This is a genomic window from Flavobacterium sp. IMCC34518 (genome assembly GCF_027111095.2).
Taxonomy (GTDB): Bacteria; Bacteroidota; Bacteroidia; order Flavobacteriales; family Flavobacteriaceae; genus Flavobacterium; species Flavobacterium praedii.
Genome location: NZ_CP114284.2, coordinates 748,291 through 767,515 on the forward strand (window position 1 = coordinate 748,291; position 19,225 = coordinate 767,515).

Here is a 19,225-nt window from a genome sequence, read left to right on the forward strand (position 1 = left end):
TTTAACGTTTTTTTTTATTTTTAATGACTGTAAAAAACAAAATCTATTTCATAGAAAGTTTTGCCATAATAGGAAAATGATCTGAATTTTGAAAATCTGGAAAGCTTTCAAATTTTTTAACATCCATAGTTTCATCGGCAAAAATATAATCAATTCGAGCTGGGTAGTACTTAAATTTATAAGTAGCACCAAATCCTTCTCCTGCTTCTTCAAAACTATCTTTCAATTTTCCTTTTATATTTCGATACACATAGGAAAAAGCGCTGTTATTCATATCACCACAGATGATAATAGGATATTTGCAATCTTTCTCATGTTCCTTAAAAATAGCAGCTTGTTCTTGTTGCTGTTTAAATGCTTTACTAATCCGAATAAAAAGGAACTTGGATTTTTGTTGATCAATCACATCTATATTTTCTGAAATTTCATTAACATCTGGAGAAATTTTTATAGACTGCAAATGCATGTTATACACTCGAATAATATCTTTTCCTTTCTTTATATCAGCAAAAACCACGTTATTGTTCGAATTAGGAAAAACAATATTCCCTTGATCAATAATTGGAAATTTTGAAAATATGGCTTGACCTGTTTTAATTTGCTTTCCTTCCATCAAAACATATTTATAGGGATATACCTTTAAATCAATATTTGCTGAATTGGAAAACTCTTGAATACACAGTATATCTGGGTTTTCTGAGTTGATAAATTCTAGTATTACATCCGGAATATCATCACGATCCAACCATTTAAAAACATTAAACAATCTCACATTATAACTCATAACCGTGAAATCTTTATCACTTTCTTGAAATTCTTTAGCAGAGAACTTATAGAACTTATTAAAAAAAGTAATACCAACCAAAAGAACAATACCCGATAAAATCATGCGTTTTTTGAATTGCATCGCCCAATAGACAAAAAACAATCCATTTGTTAAAAAAAACAAAGGCATAAACAAGGTAAAAACCGATAAAAGCGGAAAGATTTTTGGAGCCAAAAACGGGAGTAAATAAGCTATGAATGTTAGTACTATAAGCACTAAATTCAAAAAAAACATTCCTTTATTAAACCATGAAAGGTTCTTCATTTTAATGCGTTTTAAACTTCAAGATCAAAAAACTCCTGATTTACACTTCAATATTTAGATAAAAATAAGTTATTTTCCGGCTTGAAACAAGAATTCTTTTTCTTCTTTACTCAAGCTGTCATAACCTGACTTACTAATTTTGTCTAAAATTTCGTCAATTTGTTGTTGCTTTTTATCTTTTATTACTATTTTAGAAATTGGTTTATCGACTACTTTTTTATAATTTTTATGGACTTTCTTAAAAGGCGTAGTTGGTTTTTTAAATAGATTAACAAAAAAATCGAAAACTACACTTACTGACTTACTCAAATCGGTACCATTTTGAAGCAATTTAATATAAATAAAACCAAAGAAAGCACCTGCCAAATGCGAAATGTGCCCGCCTGAATTTTCTAACCGAATTTGCATCAGATCCAATATCAGTATCACTGCTGTAATATGCCATAATTTTACATTTCCTAAAAGTAATAATCTAACATTCATCAAAGGACTATACGTGGTTACCGCAACCAAAATCGCCATAATTGCTGCTGAAGCTCCAATTACAGCCCCACTTAATTGCATCAAATTAAAACCAATAACAAAGATAATACCCGAAAAAATGGCACTTAAAATATACAATCCCAAATACTGCTTGGAAGAGAAAAAAGTAAGAAACAGATAACTGGCGAAATTCAGCACCATCATATTAAAAAACAAATGCCAAAAATCATTGTGAAAAAAAGCATAGGTTAGAAAAGTCCAGGGCTTTAACACAAAATCGATTGGACTTGATGACAAGGCAATCCAATTGGGAAAGACAAAAACACCTTCTTTATATTGATAGAAAAAAATCAAGGAAACTAGAAAACAACCTATATTCCAATAGATCATTTTCATTGCGATTCCACCCAATTTATATTGCATTTTCAAATCGTCTAGGATGTTCATAATTAAAGTTATGAGTTATGAGTTATGAGTTGTCAGTCTTCTTAACAATTCCCCCTTTGGGGGTTAAGGGCTAATTCCAACGATGATTGTTAAATTGATTTTTTTTCCAATACCACATCATCACAAAACCAACCAATGCACCTCCAAGATGGGCGAAATGAGCAATTCCGCTCGAACCGCCAAACAACGACCCTCCTGAAACTCCCAAATATAAATCAATTAATAACAATCCAGGAACAAAATATTTTGCTTTAATAGGAATTGGAATAAACATTAATGCCAATTCTGCATTTGGAAACATGAAAGCAAAAGCTACCAACAATCCATAAATAGCTCCCGAAGCCCCTACAACATTACCCAAATACGCCCCCATAAAAGACTGAAAATCGGAAGGAGTTAATAATTCCTGCCATTTGGTATCAAATTTTCCCTCACTTAAAACTTTTAGAATTTCCACTTTTTGATATCCATTGGCAACCAAAGTATCAATTCCATTTTCAAAGAAATAATAATTTACTCCAGTATGCAATAAAGCAGCACCTAAACCACAGGAAATATAGAAAAACAAAAACTTTTTACCTCCCCAAAAATGCTCCAAAGCAGATCCAAAAGAATATAATGCAAACATATTAAATGCGATATGCATAATATTCGGCAACGGCGCATGCATAAACATGTGCGTAAAAAGTTGCCAAAAATGAAAATCCGGACTTTCAAAAAAATACATCGAAAGTAATTTATAAGCAGGTTCTCCAACAACCATGGAGCAAACATAAAACAACACGTTGATTATCAATAACTGTTTTACTGTAGGTGTGATATTCATCATAATGCAAATTTTTTATCTAAGTCTTCCACACGCATGGTGATGAAAGTGGGTTTTTGAAAGGGAGAAACATTTGGATCTTTACAGGCAAAAAGACCGTTTACTAAATTTTCCTGTTCTTTTTCGGTCAAATAAGTACCTGTTTTTACTGCCAAACTTTTAGCCATTGATTTGGCAATGGTATCGTTTTGGCTGAAACTATTTTCTGGAATTCCGTTATGTAAATCGCTTAACAATTGATCTAAAACTGCTGCAACATCGCTTTCGGTACTATTTACAGGAATACCCGAAATCACAATATGGTCCGAATTCGACTCTTCAAAAACAAAACCAGTATTTATCAATGATTGTTGTAACTCGCCAATAAGCTCCATTTCGCTAGCCGAATAAAACAAATTAATAGGAAACAATAATTGCTGACTAGAAGCATGTTGTACCGTCATATTGACAAGGAACTGTTCATACAAAACACGTTGATGTGCTCTGCTTTGATCTACAATAACCATTCCTGATTTTATTGGGGATACAATATATTTTTTATGAATTTGATACGTTTTATGCACCGTTTGCTCCACTTCTCCATCATTAAATAAAGAAGAAGTTACCTCTTCATTTTCAAAAGTAAATTCGTTATTTTCGAAAGTAAATTCATTGTTACTCGAAGCGAATGAATCACCGCTAGAAATGACTTCTGTATCATGTTTTACATCAACATACAGGTTTTCCCAGCTAGCAGTTGATTCTGATTTTTTATAGGTTGGAAAAAGCTTATTGGGCTTATCATCGGCAAAAGGATTGTAATTCCCATCCACTTGTATCGTTGGCACTTCCGCGTCTAAGTTTTTATAATGATAAGGAGTATCTAAATTAGCATCCCTTTCAAAATCTAAAACAGGAGCTACATTAAACTGTCCCAAACTGTGTTTTATGGATGCTCTCAAAATAGCATACATAGCACTTTCGTTATCAAACTTGATTTCGGTTTTTGTAGGATGAATATTGATATCGATGGTATTCGGCGGCACGGTTAAGTACAAGTAATAACTAGGCTGAGAACCATCTTTTAAAATTCCTTCGTAAGCAGCCATAACCGCATGATGCAAATAAGGACTTTTTATGAAACGGTCATTAACAAAGAAAAACTGCTCTCCCCTATTTTTTTTAGCAAATTCAGGTTTGCTTACAAAACCTTGTATATTCATCATTTCTGTATCTTCAACAACAGGCACCAATTTTTCATTTGTTTTTCCGCCAAAAAAATTTACGATTCGCTGTCTTAAACTTGATGGTGGCAAATTATACATATCGCTGCCATTATGATAAAAAGTAAAATGAATTTTAGGATGTGCCAAAGCTACTCGTTGAAATTCATCAATCACATGACGGTATTCCACCGTATCCGATTTCAAGAAATTACGGCGAGCGGGAATATTGAAAAATAAATTTTTAACGGCAAAAGATGTCCCTTTTGGCAAAACCGCCACATCTTGAGAGATAAATTTACTTCCTTCAATAACAATATGAGTCCCTAATTCTTCCTGCTCTTGCTTGGTCTTCATTTCCATGTGAGCAATCGCCGCGATAGAGGCTAAGGCTTCTCCACGAAACCCTTTGGTATGTAAGGAGAATAAATCTTCAGCTTGACGAATCTTAGACGTAGCATGACGCTCAAAACACATACGAGCATCGGTAACATTCATTCCTGAACCATTATCGATTACCTGCACCAATGACTTCCCAGCATCTTTAATGATCAATTTAATATCGGTTGCTTTTGCATCAACTGCATTTTCCAATAGTTCTTTTACTACTGAAGCAGGTCTTTGCACTACTTCTCCAGCAGCAATTTGGTTGGCAACATGATCAGGAAGTAATTGAATTATACTCGACATTAAGAATATTTTAGATTTCAGATTTTAGGTTTTTGATTTTAAATAAAAATTAAAATCAAAGATGACAAATTTAAGTAATTTCTATTGGGTTTTAGTGCTTTGCCTCTCATAAAAAAAACCAAATTTAAACAGAATGCTAACCCTTTTAAAACCAACAACAATGCTATTAATCTTTGACAGTTAATTTCTTTATTTCTTCTAGTGTAAACTTTTTATATGTGACTCCCATACTTTGGGCATACTCTTCAATGGTCGTCGAAAATCCAGCTTCTTTCCTCAGATCATTTACAGATTCTGCATTAAGAATTGGCCATACACAGTACCAGAACTCCTTTTTTCCAGTCGTAACGTTAAGAATGTATTGTCCCGAAACTTGAGTCCCATAAAGTTGCTCTTTCCCTTCATACATTAGCATTCTGTCTTGCATCATAGCGACTTTCGTAAAGGGTATTTCATTACTAGCTCCTGCTTCTTGAATCACCGGAAAATAATTTGCTATTTTATTGCTATGTTGAATCACAATCCAAGCTACTTCATTGGTTGGTTCGCCAACCAAAGTTTTACCAGGATAACCCTGTTTTGCAATAATTTCCTCAATTCTTTTAAGATTAATAGAATCTCGAATTTTCAATATTTTATACACATTACCATTAGCAAAATCCTCTTTCGAGTAACCTGTTTCATTAAGTATTTGTAATTTTCGACTATCAGAAGTCTCATTATCAATATATTCTCGAAGAATTTGGTCTATTTTATAAATACCATCCAATTCCTTTTTCAAGTCTTCATTAATTGTTTCTTGTGCTTTAGCTAATCCATACACAAACAACAACATAATAAATGCATATTTTTGCATACAACTTATTACCATCGTTAATTTTTAAAATGTTTAACCTCAAATATAAACAATTAAAGAACCTTTGGTACATTCTGTTTATCACAATAAAAACATAAAAAAACCCATACAATTCAATGAAAAGTATAGGCTCTTTTTATAGTAATTTATGAATAGTGCTCAGTAATTAACTTATTACTTGAAATAATTACTCTTCTATTTGCAAAGGCAAATTCTCGATTCGCAAAGCACCTGGAGACAATAAATGTTGATTGTCAATTTGGTGAGACAACGAAGCTTGTTGACGAATATAGGCCATTTTTATGGCGGCAATTGCTGCTTCAGTACCTTTATTTCCGTGAATACCTCCACTTCGGTCTATCGATTGTTGCATGGTATCATCTGTCAATACACAAAAAATAACAGGAACATCCGTTTGAACATTCAAATCCTTAATGCCCTGAGTCACCCCTTCGCATACAAAATCAAAATGCTTGGTTTGCCCTTGAATCACACATCCAATAGCAATTACAGCATCAACATTTTGAGTTTGCAACATTTTTTTTGAACCATAAATTAGTTCAAAACTCCCCGGAACATTCCAACGAATAATGTGATGAGACGGCACTTCATTTTCCAACAAAGCAGTAATTGCTCCTTTAAAAAGTCCTTCGGTGATAGTATCATTCCATTCTGAAACAACAATCCCAAAGCGAAAATCTTTCGCGTTTGGGACTGTGTTTTTATCGTAATCAGATAAATTTTTATTTATGGTAGCCATATTATTTAAGATTGCAGATTTTAAATTTTAAATTGTAGCTATTAAAGATAGCGTTTTGAAATCAAAAATCACTACTCTTAAATCAACAATTTTAAATCTTTTTATTCCTGTGACAAACCAATCAATCCATCCACTGTTGCAGCTTCTGGAGCATTTTCGTAATTTTCTTTAATATCTGTAAAATATTTCAAAGCATCGGCTTTATTTCCTAATGCCAAAGCTACTTTACCGGCTTTCATCAAGAAACGTGGCGTTGTAAAATCATTTTTACTAGCTTCAACCGCTTTACTATAATTCTCCAAAGCTTCTTTCGGTTGATTTTTTTGAGAATAAGCATCACCAATAGCTCCTTTAGCCAAGGCACTCAAGATCATATCATCAGAGCTAAATTTACCTAAATAACTAATTGCTTCATCATATTTACCCGTATTCAAGTAAGCGATACCTGCATAATAGTTAGCCAAATTCCCAGCAGCAGTTCCAGAATATTGATCTGCGATTTTTACAAATCCAAATTTACCTTCTGAACCGTTCAATGATAATTTGTATAATGAATCACTTGCTACACCATTAGTTGCTTTTTCAAAATTAGATTGAGCAACAAACATCTCATTTGCAGCATCGTCTTCTTTAGGATTTGCAATAAATTTTTGATATGCAAAATAGCCAACAGTTACCAATGTAATAGCGCTTACAACCCCAATTATGATTTTTTGATTCTTTGCAACCCAGTCTTCTGTTTTAGAAGCTGTTTCGTCTAATTTTGAAAAAACCTCAGCCGTAGCACTGTCTTTTACATCAATCGTTACATTTTCAACTGCATCGTCTTTTACTTCCTTTTCTTTTGGTGTTTTATATCCTCTTTTACTGTAAGTAGCCATTTAAAATTTAATTTAGTGAACGGCAAAAATAAAATTTTTATTCTAATGCACGTAAAAAAATTCGATTTTATATTAAAATTTAGAAAAATATTTCTAATCCCTTATTTTCCCAGAAAAAATACCCCCTACTATCCGAATAATTAGGGCGTGCCACCAGCTAGAAAAAAGGGCTATTCCCTTTGTCGTCAGCGCCCTTTTTCCTAGCTGCTGTCGGGCCATACGCCTTTACTTTGTATTTAATATAACACTAAATTTATTCAAAGGAAAACAGAGGTGAACTATGCTATCCGCCAAGCTTGTGACTTATGTAGCGCATTAGTCCTCTGTCTTCTCCTTGAATCCCGTTGAATTGCTTCAAATAGAATGATAGACATCAAGGTCTAATAAAGGCTCTAAAGAAGTTCAACATTTTTGTTTATCCTAAATTCAAAGTTATGAAAAACTATTTATTTTATGTAGGCGTTGACATTTCAAAATCAAAATTGGATGTGGTTCTTTTAAAAAAAGAAGAACCTAATGTAACTAATCATTTCATTGTCGAAAACAATTTAAAAGGCGTTAAGGAAATTTTTAAAAACTTAATAAAACAGAAGATAGATTTAAGTGCTGTTTTATTTTGCTGTGAAAACACTGGGGTTTATACTTTCCCTTTAAGCAGCTGTCTATCTGAAAACAATCTTGATTTCTGGGTTGTGCCGGCCATTGAAATCAAACGATCTAAAGGGATCTCGAGAGGTAAAAATGACAAAGCAGATGCCAAAGACATTGCTTTGTACAGTATTCGAAATATTGACAAACTAAAACTGTCTACTTTACCAGAAACAGTAATTCAACAATTAAAATTGCTTTTCACTGAAAGAGAAAAAGTAATGAAATCATTTAAAATTTTTGAAGGGACAAAAGAGAATGCTGATTTTACACCAAAACAAGTTTATCAATCAATTAAAGGAATAAATAATAAAACAGTGAAGTTTTTAAAAGCAACATTAAAATCTATTGAGAAGGAAATGAAAGCAATAATATGTAATCATTTTGAATTGAAAAAACAATTTGAGTTGATTAAAAGTGTTCCTGGCATTGGAGATAAAACGGCTATCTATATGCTAATTGTTACAAGAGGCTTTACAGCATTTGATAATGCCAGAAAATTGGCTTGTTACGCTGGAACCGCACCTTTTGAACATACATCGGGTTCGAGTATAAAAGGACGAACCAAAGTCAATCATATGGCAGATAAAAAAATGAAATCAATATTACAAATGTGTGCTTTAACAGCGGTAAAACACGATCCGCAACTCAAAGAATATTATGAAAGAAAAAAAGGAGAAGGCAAAAATGCTATGTTAGTCTTAAACAATGTAAAATGCAAAATAATAGGACGTGTTTTCTCTGTAATTAACAGACAAACACCATATATAAATACATATAAATTTGCCTGTTAATATTTTAAAATTATTTGTTTTTTATCATAGAATGCGCTACTTCGGTAGCTTGCTCCTGTCCCTCACGCGAGCCCACTAACGCAGTAAAAAAACGAAAACACAAATTCCCATCCTTTATATCGATATTTTTCAATAATTTGCACCCTCTTTTCAAAAGTCAAAAAAAAGACTTCAAAGTCAATCATTACAGCAAGAACTTCAAATGTATTTAAAGAAAATATCCCTATTCAATTACAAAAACTTTGCCGAAGCCAATTTCGACTTTGACAGCAAAATCAATTGTTTTGTAGGCAAAAACGGCATCGGAAAAACCAATGTATTGGATGCCATTTATCATTTGTCGTACGGGAAAAGTTATTTCAATCCACTAGCCGTTCAAAACATCAAACACGGCGAAGAGTTTTTCGTCATTGATGCCGAATTTGAAAAGAACGACAGAACCGAACAAATTGTCATCAGTCTCAAAAAAGGCCAAAAAAAAATCCTGAAACGCAACGGAAAAGCCTACGATAAATTCTCAGACCACATCGGATTCATTCCCTTGGTCATTATTTCCCCAGCCGACAGGGATTTAATCGTAGAAGGAAGCGATACCCGCAGAAAGTTTATGGACAGCGTGATTTCTCAATTGGATTCGCAATACCTCCAACAGCTCATTCAATATCAAAAAGTAATGAGCCAACGCAATGCTTTATTAAAGTATTTTGCCTTGAATCATACGTATGACAATGATACCTTATCCATATATAATGAACAGCTAACCCAATTTGGTCAATCCATTTTCGAAAAAAGAAAAGCATTCATCGCCGAGTTCATTCCAATTTTTAACTTTCATCATCACAATATTACGGGTTCACAAGAATCGGTTCAATTGATTTACGAAAGCCATTTATTCGAAAATGATTTATTGACATTATTACAACAAAACATCAACAAAGACCGAATGTTGCAATACACCAGCGTCGGAATTCATAAAGATGATCTTTCTTTTGAAATCGATAACTATCCCATCAAAAAATTCGGATCTCAAGGGCAACAAAAATCCTTTTTAATCGCTCTCAAACTCGCACAGTTCGAATTCCTAAAAAAGCAAAGCGGTGTAAAACCTATTCTGCTTTTTGACGATATCTTCGATAAATTAGACGAAAGTCGCGTATCCAAAATCATAGAAATGGTCAACAACGACACTTTTGGACAACTTTTTATATCCGACACACATCCAGAACGCACAGAAGTAATCGTAAAATCGACACTCCAGAGTTATACGATTTTTAATTTGTAACTTTAAAAGACTAACTACAATCCTGCAAGGTCTTTTTTGGACCTTGTAGGTATTTCATCTATTACTATTTAACTTTGACATTCGATTAAACGAACCTATTGACGAACTGACAAAGTATTTTAATTCTAACAAATTTACTAGCATGTTCATTTTATACCTACAAGGTCCAAAAAAGACCTTGCAGGAAATGTGCTGAATAGTTCCAAATTGCTTAATTTTACACCAACACTAAATCATTTATTTTACAATGAAAACAAATCACTTTTTTTTAATTATTATATCTTTTATTATACTTTCCTGTAACGGACAAACATCACCAGCTGTAAAAACCGTTGATGTTACAACCTTTTCAGAAAAGATAAAGAATACCCCAAATGCACAAATTCTAGATGTTCGCACACCCGAAGAATATGCCTCAGGAAATATCGAAAATTCCGATAATGTGAATTGGCTCAGTGATAGTTTTGTTTTAAAAACGGACAAATATGACAAAACCAAACCGGTTTTTGTATACTGCAAAAGTGGCGGAAGAAGTGCCAAAGCATCCAACAAATTAGCCGAATTAGGTTTCACAACTGTTTACAATCTTGACGGTGGAATGCTCAAATGGGAAGCTGCAGGCTTAGCAAAACCAGATACCAAAATCATTGGTGTTTGCCCTCAAGAATATGCCGAGTTGATAAAATCAGACAAGAAAGTATTAGTCAATTTTTATGCGCCTTGGTGCGCTCCTTGCAAAAAAATGGAACCTTATATTCTAAAAATGCAAAAAGAAATGGCCGACAAAGTAGTTATCATTCGATTGAATGCAGACGAAAATAAAACCATTATGAAAGAGTTAAAAATAAGCGAACTTCCTACTTTATTATTATATGAAAACAAAATAATAAAATGGCAAAAATCAGGATTCATTAGCGAAGAAGAAATAAAAACTCAATTACAATAAGCAATTATGCTCTCAAAAGATACGTTACAATTCCTCGAAGATTTAAAGGCTAACAACAATCGTGATTGGTTTCTGGAAAATAAAAAACGCTACGAAGCCGTAAAGAAAGACTACCATCAATTGGTTGCTGCATTTCTTGACGCTCTAAAGCCTCTTGACTCTTCCTTAGAAATGCTAGAAGTCAAAAACTGTACGTTTAGAATCAACCGTGACGTTCGGTTTGCCAAAGACAAATCACCTTACAAAACGAATTTAGGGATTTGGATATCCGCAGGAGCCAAAAATGCTGAAGCTTCGGGTTATTACCTTCATATAGAAAACGGAAAATGCTTTGTAGGCGGCGGATTGTATTGCCCACAACCCGATCAACTTCAAAAAATCAGAAAAGAAATTCACTTTTTCTATGATGATTTACAAGAAATTTTAAACGAAAAAAAATTCCAATCTATTTATCAAAATTTGAATAGAGACGAAAATTCGACTTTAAAAAACCTTCCAAAAGGGTATGACAAAGAAGATCCAGCCATTGAATACCTGAAATTAAAAAGCTTTACCGCTACTCAACAATTTGACACCAAATTGGTTACTCAAAAAGATTTTGTAACGACAATGGTAGAAAAAATGATTGCCTTAAAACCTTTCAATCATTTTATCGACAGAGCTTTATATTCAGAATAAACTCAAAAGACAACAACTTAAATACAATTCTTTATGGAAATTTCGCATCATTTTTCTTTAAAAAACTACAATACATTTGGCATTGAAGCCAAAGCAGAACAATTTGTTGCTGTTCACAGTATTCCCGAATTGAAATCCATTTTAGAACAAAATAAAAACCAAAAAAAATTCATTTTAGGTGGTGGAAGCAATATGCTTTTGACCAAAAATATTGAAGCTTTGGTCATCCATATTGATTTAAAAGGAAAAAAAATACTCCAAGAAGATGCCGATTATGTTTGGGTCGAAAGCCAAGCAGGCGAAAACTGGCATCAATTTGTGCTTTGGACCATAAATCAAAACTTAGGGGGACTCGAAAATATGTCGCTCATTCCTGGTAATGTGGGTACAACTCCCGTTCAAAACATTGGCGCTTATGGAACCGAAATCAAAGACACTTTTGTTTACTGTGAAGCGATTAATATTGCAACTCAAGAAATGAGAACATTTACCAAAGAAGATTGCCACTTTGGGTACAGAGAAAGTGTTTTTAAAAATGAAGTAAAAGATCAATACATTATTGTTTCAGTTGTTTATAAACTAACCAAACATAACCACAAAATAAATACTTCGTACGGAGACATAACAGCCGAATTAGCTAAAAATAACATTACAAATCCAACGCTTAAAGACGTGAGTAATGCCGTAATTGCTATTCGTAAAAGTAAATTACCCGATCCTGCCGAATTGGGAAACAGCGGTAGTTTTTTCAAAAATCCAATTCTTTTAAAAACAGATTTTGAGCCAATTCACCAAAAATTCCCAGAAATGAGACACTTTGAAATTTCAGAAACCGAAGTTAAAGTACCCGCAGGTTGGCTAATTGAACAAGCTGGGTTAAAAGGAAAACGTTTTGGAGAAGCTGGAATTCATAAAAATCAAGCATTGGTTTTAGTAAATTACGGAGGAGCAACTGGGCAAGAAATTTTGGAGGTTTCCAAAACCGTTCAGGATACTGTCTTCAACACATTTGGCATTCATATTGAAGCCGAAGTGAATATCATCTAAATGCAAATTTTAGAATTCAGATTAAAGTAATCCTAAATCTAAAATCTTAAATAGCTTAACATGTACATTCCTGATTTATACAAGAACGAAGACAAAGAGTCGATTCAGAAATTTCTAAAAGAAAATGCTTTTGGAATTCTTATAAATCAAACCAATGGAAAATTATGGGCAACCCACATTCCATTGGAACTCGAAATCAATAAAGAAGGCGAAGAGGTTTTACACGGTCATATCGCAAAAGAAAACCCACAATGGACAGCTTTTCAAACGAATGATCAAGTTTTGGCTGTATTTACGGGGCCTCACTCCTATATTTCTTCTTCTTGGTACGATCACGAAAATGTACCTACTTGGAATTACTCAGCTGTACATGTATATGGAAAAATAAAAATCATCAAAGGAGATGCCGTAATTGATTCATTAACCAAATTAGTCGACAAATACGAGCAAAATTCCAAATGTCCCGTTCGCGTAGCCGATTTCTCGAAGAAAACAATGCTACAAACCCGTGGCATTGTAGCTTTTGAAATAAAAATTGAAGAAATACAAGCCCAAAATAAAATGTCACAAAACAGAGATGCCAAAAATTATTCGAATATTATTTTAGAGTTAGAAAAAACAGAAAACCCTCAATCTATTGCTGTGGCAAAAGAAATGACTAAAAATAAAAAGTAATTTCCGATTTTATATTGATAATTGACAATTGCTAATTACATTTGCAATCGTTTTTAAAAGCCAAAAAATAAAAGATGCTTACAATTATTTTATACTTTTTTATTGCTATAGTTGTTATTCAACTTTTTTATTATCTAATTGTTTTTGGGAAGTTTTCATTTGCAAAAAAACAAGAATTCGAATCCAAAAATATACCAATCTCAGTAATTGTTTGTGCCAAAAACGAAGAAGAGAATGTGATCAAATACATTCCTTTATTGGCCGATCAAAATTATCCTGATTATGAAATCGTTTTGATTGACGATGCATCAAGCGATAACACCTTGGATGTATTTGAAGAATTTGAAAAAACATATTCCAATATAAAACTTGTTAAAGTTAAAAACAACGAAGCTTTTTGGGGAAATAAAAAATATGCATTAACACTGGGAATAAAAGCAGCCAAAAAAGAACATTTACTTTTTACAGATGCTGATTGTTACCCAACCTCCAAAGATTGGATAACTGCAATGAGTTCTCAGTTCACCAAAGAAAAAACTATAGTTTTGGGTTATAGTGGTTATGAAAAAATAGCCAATTCATTACTCAATAAAATAATCCGATTCGAAACTTTACTTACTGCAATTCAATATTTTTCGTGGGCAAAAATGGGTAAACCTTATATGGGTGTAGGCCGTAATTTGGCATACAAAAAAGAAGAATTTTTCAATGTCAACGGTTTTATTGACCATATTCAAATTCGTTCAGGAGATGATGATTTATTTATCAATCAAGCAGCAAATTCAGATAACATCACAATAAGTTATTCACCTGAAAGCTTTACATATTCGGCACCAAAAACCACATTTAAGGATTGGTTTATTCAAAAAAGAAGACATGTCGCCACTGCAACACATTATAAAGCATTTGACAAAATACAATTAGCAATATTCTTTAGTTCTCAATTATTGTTTCTAATAATGCCAATTGTATTATTAGCATTTCAATTTCAATGGATATTAGTCGTAAGCCTTATCGGATTCCGATATTTAGTTACTTGGATTGTTACTGGATTTGCAGCGGGTAAATTAAAAGAAAAAGATGTGATGTATTGGTATCCTATTATAGAAATTATACTTATATTCACTCAAATTAATGTCTTTGTAACTAACATTTTTTCAAAACCTGCCCATTGGAAATAAGCAAACAAATAGAAAAAGCAAAAAAAGGAAATCAAGTTGCCTTTACTTTTCTATTAGATTACTACTGGAATGAGGTTTACGGTTTTATGCTAAAACGTACCGAAAACGAAACCACTGCAGAAGACATTACCATTGAAACATTCTCCAAGGCATTTGACAAAATAGCCACATACAATCCCGAATTTCAATTCAACACTTGGCTGATTTCTATTGCCAAAAATGTACATATCGATTTAATTCGCAAAAAAAAATCGAGTCTTTTTATCGAAATAACAGACGAAGAAGACCAAACTGCCTATAATATTGCCGACACTACTCCTTCGGCAGAAGACGTTTTAATTACCGAACAAAATCTTTCCCAGTTATTACAATTCATAAAAGAATTGAAACCACATTATCAGGAAGTAATTCAATTGCGTTATTTTCAGGAAATGAGTTACCAAGAAATCGCCAATAAAATTGACGAACCGCTGAGCAATGTAAAGATTAAACTCCTTCGTGCCAAAAAATTACTTTCGGAGATTATCCAAAACAGACGATAATTTCGTCTAAAGTCTAGTATTTACTTAGAAAAAGGCATTACACCACTACTCTAGAACCGCTAAAACCCAATCACATTAAGTAAACTTATTTTGTTAAATAACTATATTTATTTTCGATAACTATTTCTATATTTACGTATAATAATATCTATTTAACAAATTTGTTGAAAAATAATCAGATCCATACACACTAAAATTCCTGTTATTTGCGTTAAAAACTAAAAATACTTTAGCTTATGATTTAATTTCTACTTAACCATTAAATCCGTAAATTATGTCTAAATTAAACCTCTACGAAACCAGTTGGATTGATCTTGTATTCGAAAACAGAAACAAAGAATACGGTGCTTATCATTTACGTCAGGAAAATACCAAAACGTCCTTTTTCGCACTCTTCATAGGGGTATTACTTTTGACAGCAGCCATTAGTATTCCAGCGGTTTACAATTATCTAAATCCAGAACATAGAATTCCGTCATTGGTCCCTGATCTACCGCCGGTAGTTGTTGTTGATATTGACCCTTATGTACTACCTGAAACAAAAGCTGAAGAAGCACCTTTACCTAAAACTAAAAACCCAGTTACAGCAAACATTAATACCAATACACAACTCATAAATCCAGAAATCGTTCAAGCGGCATTAGCCAGTCCTGAAAAAATTGCTTCTAATACTGAACTAAAAAGCACTCCAGATAACAATACAGGCGGAACTGGAACAAGCACAACTCCGTCAACCGGAACAGCAGTAACCAGTAACCCTGGCATTACCGACACTACCATTCTATCAAGCAACGTAGTAGATAAAATGCCAGAATTCCCAGGCGGAATCAAAAAGTTCTACACCTATGTTGGCAATAATTTTGAAAAACCAGAATTAGATAGTGAAAATGCCATTCGCGTAAGTGTCTCATTTGTAATTGAAAAAGATGGAAGTATGACAGACATAAAAGTACTAAAAGACCCTGGTTATGGACTCGGAGCTGAAGCCATTCGTGTTTTAAAATCCTTAAAAACCAAATGGTCTCCAGGTATGTATGAAGGAAAAGCAGTTAGAACTTCTTATAATTTACCGATTACAATTCAACCCAATTAATTTGAATATTAAATAAAAAAATGAGAAAGTGGAACTTTAAAAAGTTCCGCTTTCTCATTTTTTTATTTAACTAAAGTACTAAGACAAAATTATTTTTTCTTTTTAGTAGCAGTCTTTTTAGTAGTCGTTGTTTTCTTAACTACTGGCATTTTTTGTACATAAGGCTTATACAAACCATCTTTTTCTGCTCTTGCTTTGGCTTCATCCGCTCGTAAACTTGAATCAGGATGAGAGCTCATCATTTGATCTATGAAAGAACTTTGCGCGCCTTGGCTCATTTTGGCCAATATTCGAAACGCAGATTCTTCTGCATTCACATCATAACCATTTTTTTTCATAAAATCATAAGCAAACAAATCGGCTTCTGATTCTTGTTTACGACTGTATTTACTATCTATCATCGCACTACCAATTTTAGCCAATTGACTATCCGTTACTGCAGCCACTTTAGTAGACTGCGAAGCAGCAGCATCAATCAAAGCTTCTTTTTGATACAAAGCTTTCATAGCATCTCTAGAGTCGTGATTATTTACATGGCCAATTTCATGACCAATTACTGCAATTAATTCGTTATCATCCATAACATCCATCAAACCTGAAAAAACACGCACACTTCCGTCTGCAGTTGCAAAAGCATTTATATCTTTTGTTAGATACACTTTGTAATTTAAGGTGTAAAATTCTCCTTTGGTGTATTTTCCAAAAACGCTAGCTAAACGAATCGCATAAGGATCTGTTGGTATAGCCACTTTATTCTCTGCATCCATTTTATCTACCGCAGGTTTAGATAAAGCCGCAGCATCGGCATCACTAAAAGTAAATCCTGTCATTCCCTTTTGAACAGCGCCCAATGCTCTTTCCCCAAAATTAATTTGCGCTTGAGCAGTAAAAAACCCAAACACAATTGCCAAAGCACTTAATTGTATCGATTTTGTATTCATACTTTTGTTTTATTTATTTGAATTTGCAAATATACTACAAGTTTAAAAACATCGGAATCAAGTTTTATTTTAAAATTAGATATAACAAACCTCTTTTTCAAAATTAATATACAAAACCTCTTTTTAATATAAAAAGCTTAAAATTGCTTTTATAAACAATCCATTTTTATCAAAATTCACAAATCGAGAGCTCTAATTCTAAAAGTACATTCATTATCTTTGCAGTTACAAAATTAAGATATGGAAACTGTTTTAGATAATACTTTACCAGTAGGAAAGCCAAAATGGCTTAAGGTAAAACTCCCAATTGGTCAAAAATACACCGAACTTCGTGGTTTGGTAGACAAATATAGCCTGAATACTATTTGCACCTCTGGAAGTTGCCCAAATATGGGGGAATGTTGGGGAGAAGGAACTGCAACTTTTATGATTTTAGGAAACGTATGTACACGTTCATGCGGATTTTGTGGTGTAAAAACTGGAAGGCCAGAAACTGTAGACTGGGATGAACCAGAAAAAGTAGCCCGTTCTATAAAAATCATGAATATCAAACACGCCGTAATCACTAGTGTTGATAGAGATGATTTAAAAGATGGCGGTTCTATTATATGGATTGAAACTGTAAAAGCCATTCGAAGGATGAACCCAAACACAACACTTGAAACTTTAATTCCTGATTTTCAAGGCATAGAAAGAAATATCGATCGTATTATTGAAGCCAATCCCGAAGTAGTCTCGCATAATGTAGAAACAGTACGTAGACTAACTCGCGAAGTACGAATTCAAGCCAAATACGATAGAAGCTTAGAGGTTTTGAGATACCTAAAAGAAAAAGGAATCAATAGAACTAAGTCAGGAATTATGTTGGGATTAGGAGAACAAGAAGAGGAAGTTTTTCAAACGATGCGTGACTTACGAAATGCAAATGTAGACATTGTAACTATTGGTCAATATTTACAACCCAGCAAAAAACACCTTCCAGTCAAAGAGTTTATAACTCCAGAACAATTTGCAAAATATGAAAAATACGGATTGGAACTAGGCTTCCGTCATGTAGAAAGCGGACCATTAGTACGCTCCTCCTACAAAGCGCAAAAACATATATTATAGCTTCTAACCCTTATAAAAAATAAAAAAAACGACTCGTTTAAAATGACAAAAACAAGAATTGCGATTAATGGCTTTGGAAGAATTGGACGAAATTTATTTCGTTTACTTCTAAACCATCCCTCAATAGAAGTAGTAGCCATAAATGATATTGCCGACAAAAAAACTATGGCTCATTTAGTGAAATACGACAGTATTCATGGGGTTTTGCCTTTTGCAGTAAGCAATGATGAAAAAGGAATACTAATCGATGGGAAACATTTTTTGTTTTTTCATGAAAAAAACATTTCTAATCTGGATTGGAAAAGTATAAATATTGATTTTGTTGTAGAATCTACTGGCAAATACAAAACTTTTGAAGAGATTAATGCTCATATTATCGCAGGAGCCAAAAGAGTTATATTATCGGCACCATCTGAAGTTGATACCATAAAAACAGTAGTATTAGGTGTTAATGAATCAATTCTTGACGGAACGGAAACTATTATATCCAATGCCAGTTGCACCACAAATAATGCAGCTCCAATGATCAAAGTGATCGAAGAACTATGCGGTATCGGACAAGCTTACATCACTACCATTCACTCCTATACAACAGATCAAAGTTTACACGATCAGCCTCATAAAGACTTGCGCAGAGCCAGAGGAGCAAGCCAATCAATTGTCCCAACGACAACTGGAGCAGCAAAAGCTTTAACCAAAATCTTTACTTCACTTGAAGGAAAAATGGGAGGTTGTGGCATTCGAGTTCCAGTTCCTGATGGTTCCTTGACTGATATAACCTTTAATGTAAAACGTTCCGTTACAATAGAACAAATAAACGAAGCCTTTAAAATTGCATCTCAAACCAATTTAAAAGGAATTTTAGAATATACTGAAGACCCAATTGTATCTGTTGACGTAATAGGTAACAAAAATTCATGTATATTTGATTCCCTGCTAACATCGGTAATAGACAAAATGGTAAAAGTCGTAGGTTGGTATGATAATGAAATAGGATATTCGTCAAGAATTATTGATCTTATTTTATTGCTAAACAATAATAAAAAATAGCAT

General features: G+C 33.3%; 19 protein-coding genes. 11 read left to right on the forward strand and 8 right to left on the reverse strand.

Annotation, left to right across the window (positions count from 1 at the left end):
* Positions 1-43 precede the first annotated feature (43 nt).
* The 7 genes from OZP06_RS03260 to OZP06_RS03290 form a co-directional block, all read right to left on the reverse strand.
* Positions 44-1,090 carry an endonuclease/exonuclease/phosphatase family protein gene (locus tag OZP06_RS03260; RefSeq protein WP_281238965.1) on the reverse strand — a complete coding sequence of 349 codons (1,047 nt, stop codon included), beginning with the start codon at positions 1,088-1,090 and terminating at the stop codon, positions 44-46.
* Positions 1,091-1,159: 69 nt separating this feature from the next.
* On the reverse strand, positions 1,160-2,020 hold the full coding sequence (locus OZP06_RS03265) for a rhomboid family intramembrane serine protease (RefSeq protein WP_269223672.1): 861 nt from the start codon (positions 2,018-2,020) through the stop codon (positions 1,160-1,162).
* Positions 2,021-2,090: 70 nt separating this feature from the next.
* A complete protein-coding gene (locus OZP06_RS03270) occupies positions 2,091-2,849 on the reverse strand; it encodes a rhomboid family intramembrane serine protease (protein ID WP_281324222.1) in 759 nt (252 codons plus the stop codon).
* A complete protein-coding gene (gene mutL, locus OZP06_RS03275; RefSeq protein WP_281324223.1) occupies positions 2,846-4,738 on the reverse strand; it encodes a DNA mismatch repair endonuclease MutL in 1,893 nt (630 codons plus the stop codon). Before mutL ends, OZP06_RS03270 begins: the two co-directional genes overlap by 4 nt.
* A 166-nt stretch (positions 4,739-4,904) precedes the next feature.
* The gene (locus OZP06_RS03280; RefSeq protein ID WP_269223673.1) at positions 4,905-5,609 is read right to left on the reverse strand and encodes a DUF6624 domain-containing protein; all 705 of its coding nucleotides are present in this window, start codon (positions 5,607-5,609) and stop codon (positions 4,905-4,907) included.
* A 172-nt stretch (positions 5,610-5,781) separates the two neighbouring features.
* A complete protein-coding gene (gene ribH, locus OZP06_RS03285) occupies positions 5,782-6,354 on the reverse strand; it encodes a 6,7-dimethyl-8-ribityllumazine synthase (protein WP_281238960.1) in 573 nt (190 codons plus the stop codon).
* A gap of 101 nt (positions 6,355-6,455) precedes the next feature.
* Positions 6,456-7,235, reverse strand: coding sequence for a tetratricopeptide repeat protein (locus tag OZP06_RS03290; RefSeq protein WP_281238959.1), 780 nt, complete (start codon positions 7,233-7,235; stop codon positions 6,456-6,458).
* Between the two features lie 434 nt (positions 7,236-7,669).
* Here OZP06_RS03290 and OZP06_RS03295 point away from each other — a divergent pair, with 434 nt between their 5' ends.
* The 9 genes from OZP06_RS03295 (at position 7,670) to OZP06_RS03335 (ending at position 16,121) form a co-directional block, all read left to right on the forward strand.
* Positions 7,670-8,677, forward strand: a complete 1,008-nt coding sequence (locus OZP06_RS03295; RefSeq protein WP_269221582.1) for an IS110 family transposase — start codon at positions 7,670-7,672, stop codon at positions 8,675-8,677.
* Positions 8,678-8,879: 202 nt separating this feature from the next.
* Positions 8,880-9,959 (forward strand): DNA replication and repair protein RecF, encoded by a 1,080-nt coding sequence (gene recF / locus OZP06_RS03300; RefSeq protein ID WP_281324224.1) that lies wholly within the window; start codon positions 8,880-8,882, stop codon positions 9,957-9,959.
* A gap of 247 nt (positions 9,960-10,206) precedes the next feature.
* Positions 10,207-10,905, forward strand: coding sequence for a thioredoxin domain-containing protein (locus OZP06_RS03305; protein ID WP_281324225.1), 699 nt, complete (start codon positions 10,207-10,209; stop codon positions 10,903-10,905).
* Positions 10,906-10,911: 6 nt separating this feature from the next.
* On the forward strand, positions 10,912-11,583 hold the full coding sequence (locus tag OZP06_RS03310) for a DUF2461 domain-containing protein (RefSeq protein WP_269223675.1): 672 nt from the start codon (positions 10,912-10,914) through the stop codon (positions 11,581-11,583).
* 33 nt (positions 11,584-11,616) lie between these two features.
* Positions 11,617-12,630, forward strand: a complete 1,014-nt coding sequence (murB, locus tag OZP06_RS03315; RefSeq protein ID WP_281324226.1) for a UDP-N-acetylmuramate dehydrogenase — start codon at positions 11,617-11,619, stop codon at positions 12,628-12,630.
* 60 nt (positions 12,631-12,690) lie between these two features.
* Positions 12,691-13,305 (forward strand): FMN-binding negative transcriptional regulator, encoded by a 615-nt coding sequence (locus OZP06_RS03320; protein WP_281324227.1) that lies wholly within the window; start codon positions 12,691-12,693, stop codon positions 13,303-13,305.
* Between the two features lie 74 nt (positions 13,306-13,379).
* Positions 13,380-14,486: a glycosyltransferase gene (locus OZP06_RS03325; protein ID WP_281324228.1), complete on the forward strand. Its 1,107-nt coding sequence runs from the start codon at positions 13,380-13,382 to the stop codon at positions 14,484-14,486.
* On the forward strand, positions 14,477-15,028 hold the full coding sequence (locus OZP06_RS03330; RefSeq protein ID WP_219318702.1) for a sigma-70 family RNA polymerase sigma factor: 552 nt from the start codon (positions 14,477-14,479) through the stop codon (positions 15,026-15,028). The genes OZP06_RS03325 and OZP06_RS03330 overlap by 10 nt, the downstream gene beginning before the upstream one ends.
* Positions 15,029-15,302: 274 nt before the next feature.
* Positions 15,303-16,121, forward strand: coding sequence for an energy transducer TonB (locus tag OZP06_RS03335; RefSeq protein WP_269223676.1), 819 nt, complete (start codon positions 15,303-15,305; stop codon positions 16,119-16,121).
* Positions 16,122-16,210: 89 nt separating this feature from the next.
* Here the strand turns inward: OZP06_RS03335 and OZP06_RS03340 are convergent, their stop codons facing one another.
* Positions 16,211-17,062, reverse strand: a complete 852-nt coding sequence (locus tag OZP06_RS03340) for a M48 family metalloprotease (RefSeq protein ID WP_269223677.1) — start codon at positions 17,060-17,062, stop codon at positions 16,211-16,213.
* A 240-nt stretch (positions 17,063-17,302) separates the two neighbouring features.
* On the opposite strand from OZP06_RS03340, the gene lipA reads away from it, so the two are divergent.
* Positions 17,303-18,172 (forward strand): lipoyl synthase, encoded by an 870-nt coding sequence (lipA, locus tag OZP06_RS03345; RefSeq protein WP_269223678.1) that lies wholly within the window; start codon positions 17,303-17,305, stop codon positions 18,170-18,172.
* A gap of 42 nt (positions 18,173-18,214) precedes the next feature.
* On the forward strand, positions 18,215-19,222 hold the full coding sequence (gap, locus tag OZP06_RS03350; RefSeq protein ID WP_269223679.1) for a type I glyceraldehyde-3-phosphate dehydrogenase: 1,008 nt from the start codon (positions 18,215-18,217) through the stop codon (positions 19,220-19,222).
* Positions 19,223-19,225: the final 3 nt, after the last annotated feature.

Bases quoted from the DNA above. Each gene is read 5' to 3' on its own strand.
- OZP06_RS03260 (WP_281238965.1), bottom strand. From the start codon at position 1,090: ATGAAGAACCTTTCATGGTTTAATAAAGGAATGTTTTTTTTGAATTTA.
- OZP06_RS03265 (WP_269223672.1), bottom strand. From the start codon at position 2,020: ATGAACATCCTAGACGATTTGAAAATGCAATATAAATTGGGTGGAATC.
- OZP06_RS03270 (WP_281324222.1), bottom strand. From the start codon at position 2,849: ATGATGAATATCACACCTACAGTAAAACAGTTATTGATAATCAACGTG.
- mutL (WP_281324223.1), bottom strand. From the start codon at position 4,738: ATGTCGAGTATAATTCAATTACTTCCTGATCATGTTGCCAACCAAATT.
- OZP06_RS03280 (WP_269223673.1), bottom strand. From the start codon at position 5,609: ATGGTAATAAGTTGTATGCAAAAATATGCATTTATTATGTTGTTGTTT.
- ribH (WP_281238960.1), bottom strand. From the start codon at position 6,354: ATGGCTACCATAAATAAAAATTTATCTGATTACGATAAAAACACAGTC.
- OZP06_RS03290 (WP_281238959.1), bottom strand. From the start codon at position 7,235: ATGGCTACTTACAGTAAAAGAGGATATAAAACACCAAAAGAAAAGGAA.
- OZP06_RS03295 (WP_269221582.1), top strand. From the start codon at position 7,670: ATGAAAAACTATTTATTTTATGTAGGCGTTGACATTTCAAAATCAAAA.
- recF (WP_281324224.1), top strand. From the start codon at position 8,880: ATGTATTTAAAGAAAATATCCCTATTCAATTACAAAAACTTTGCCGAA.
- OZP06_RS03305 (WP_281324225.1), top strand. From the start codon at position 10,207: ATGAAAACAAATCACTTTTTTTTAATTATTATATCTTTTATTATACTT.
- OZP06_RS03310 (WP_269223675.1), top strand. From the start codon at position 10,912: ATGCTCTCAAAAGATACGTTACAATTCCTCGAAGATTTAAAGGCTAAC.
- murB (WP_281324226.1), top strand. From the start codon at position 11,617: ATGGAAATTTCGCATCATTTTTCTTTAAAAAACTACAATACATTTGGC.
- OZP06_RS03320 (WP_281324227.1), top strand. From the start codon at position 12,691: ATGTACATTCCTGATTTATACAAGAACGAAGACAAAGAGTCGATTCAG.
- OZP06_RS03325 (WP_281324228.1), top strand. From the start codon at position 13,380: ATGCTTACAATTATTTTATACTTTTTTATTGCTATAGTTGTTATTCAA.
- OZP06_RS03335 (WP_269223676.1), top strand. From the start codon at position 15,303: ATGTCTAAATTAAACCTCTACGAAACCAGTTGGATTGATCTTGTATTC.
- OZP06_RS03340 (WP_269223677.1), bottom strand. From the start codon at position 17,062: ATGAATACAAAATCGATACAATTAAGTGCTTTGGCAATTGTGTTTGGG.
- lipA (WP_269223678.1), top strand. From the start codon at position 17,303: ATGGAAACTGTTTTAGATAATACTTTACCAGTAGGAAAGCCAAAATGG.
- gap (WP_269223679.1), top strand. From the start codon at position 18,215: ATGACAAAAACAAGAATTGCGATTAATGGCTTTGGAAGAATTGGACGA.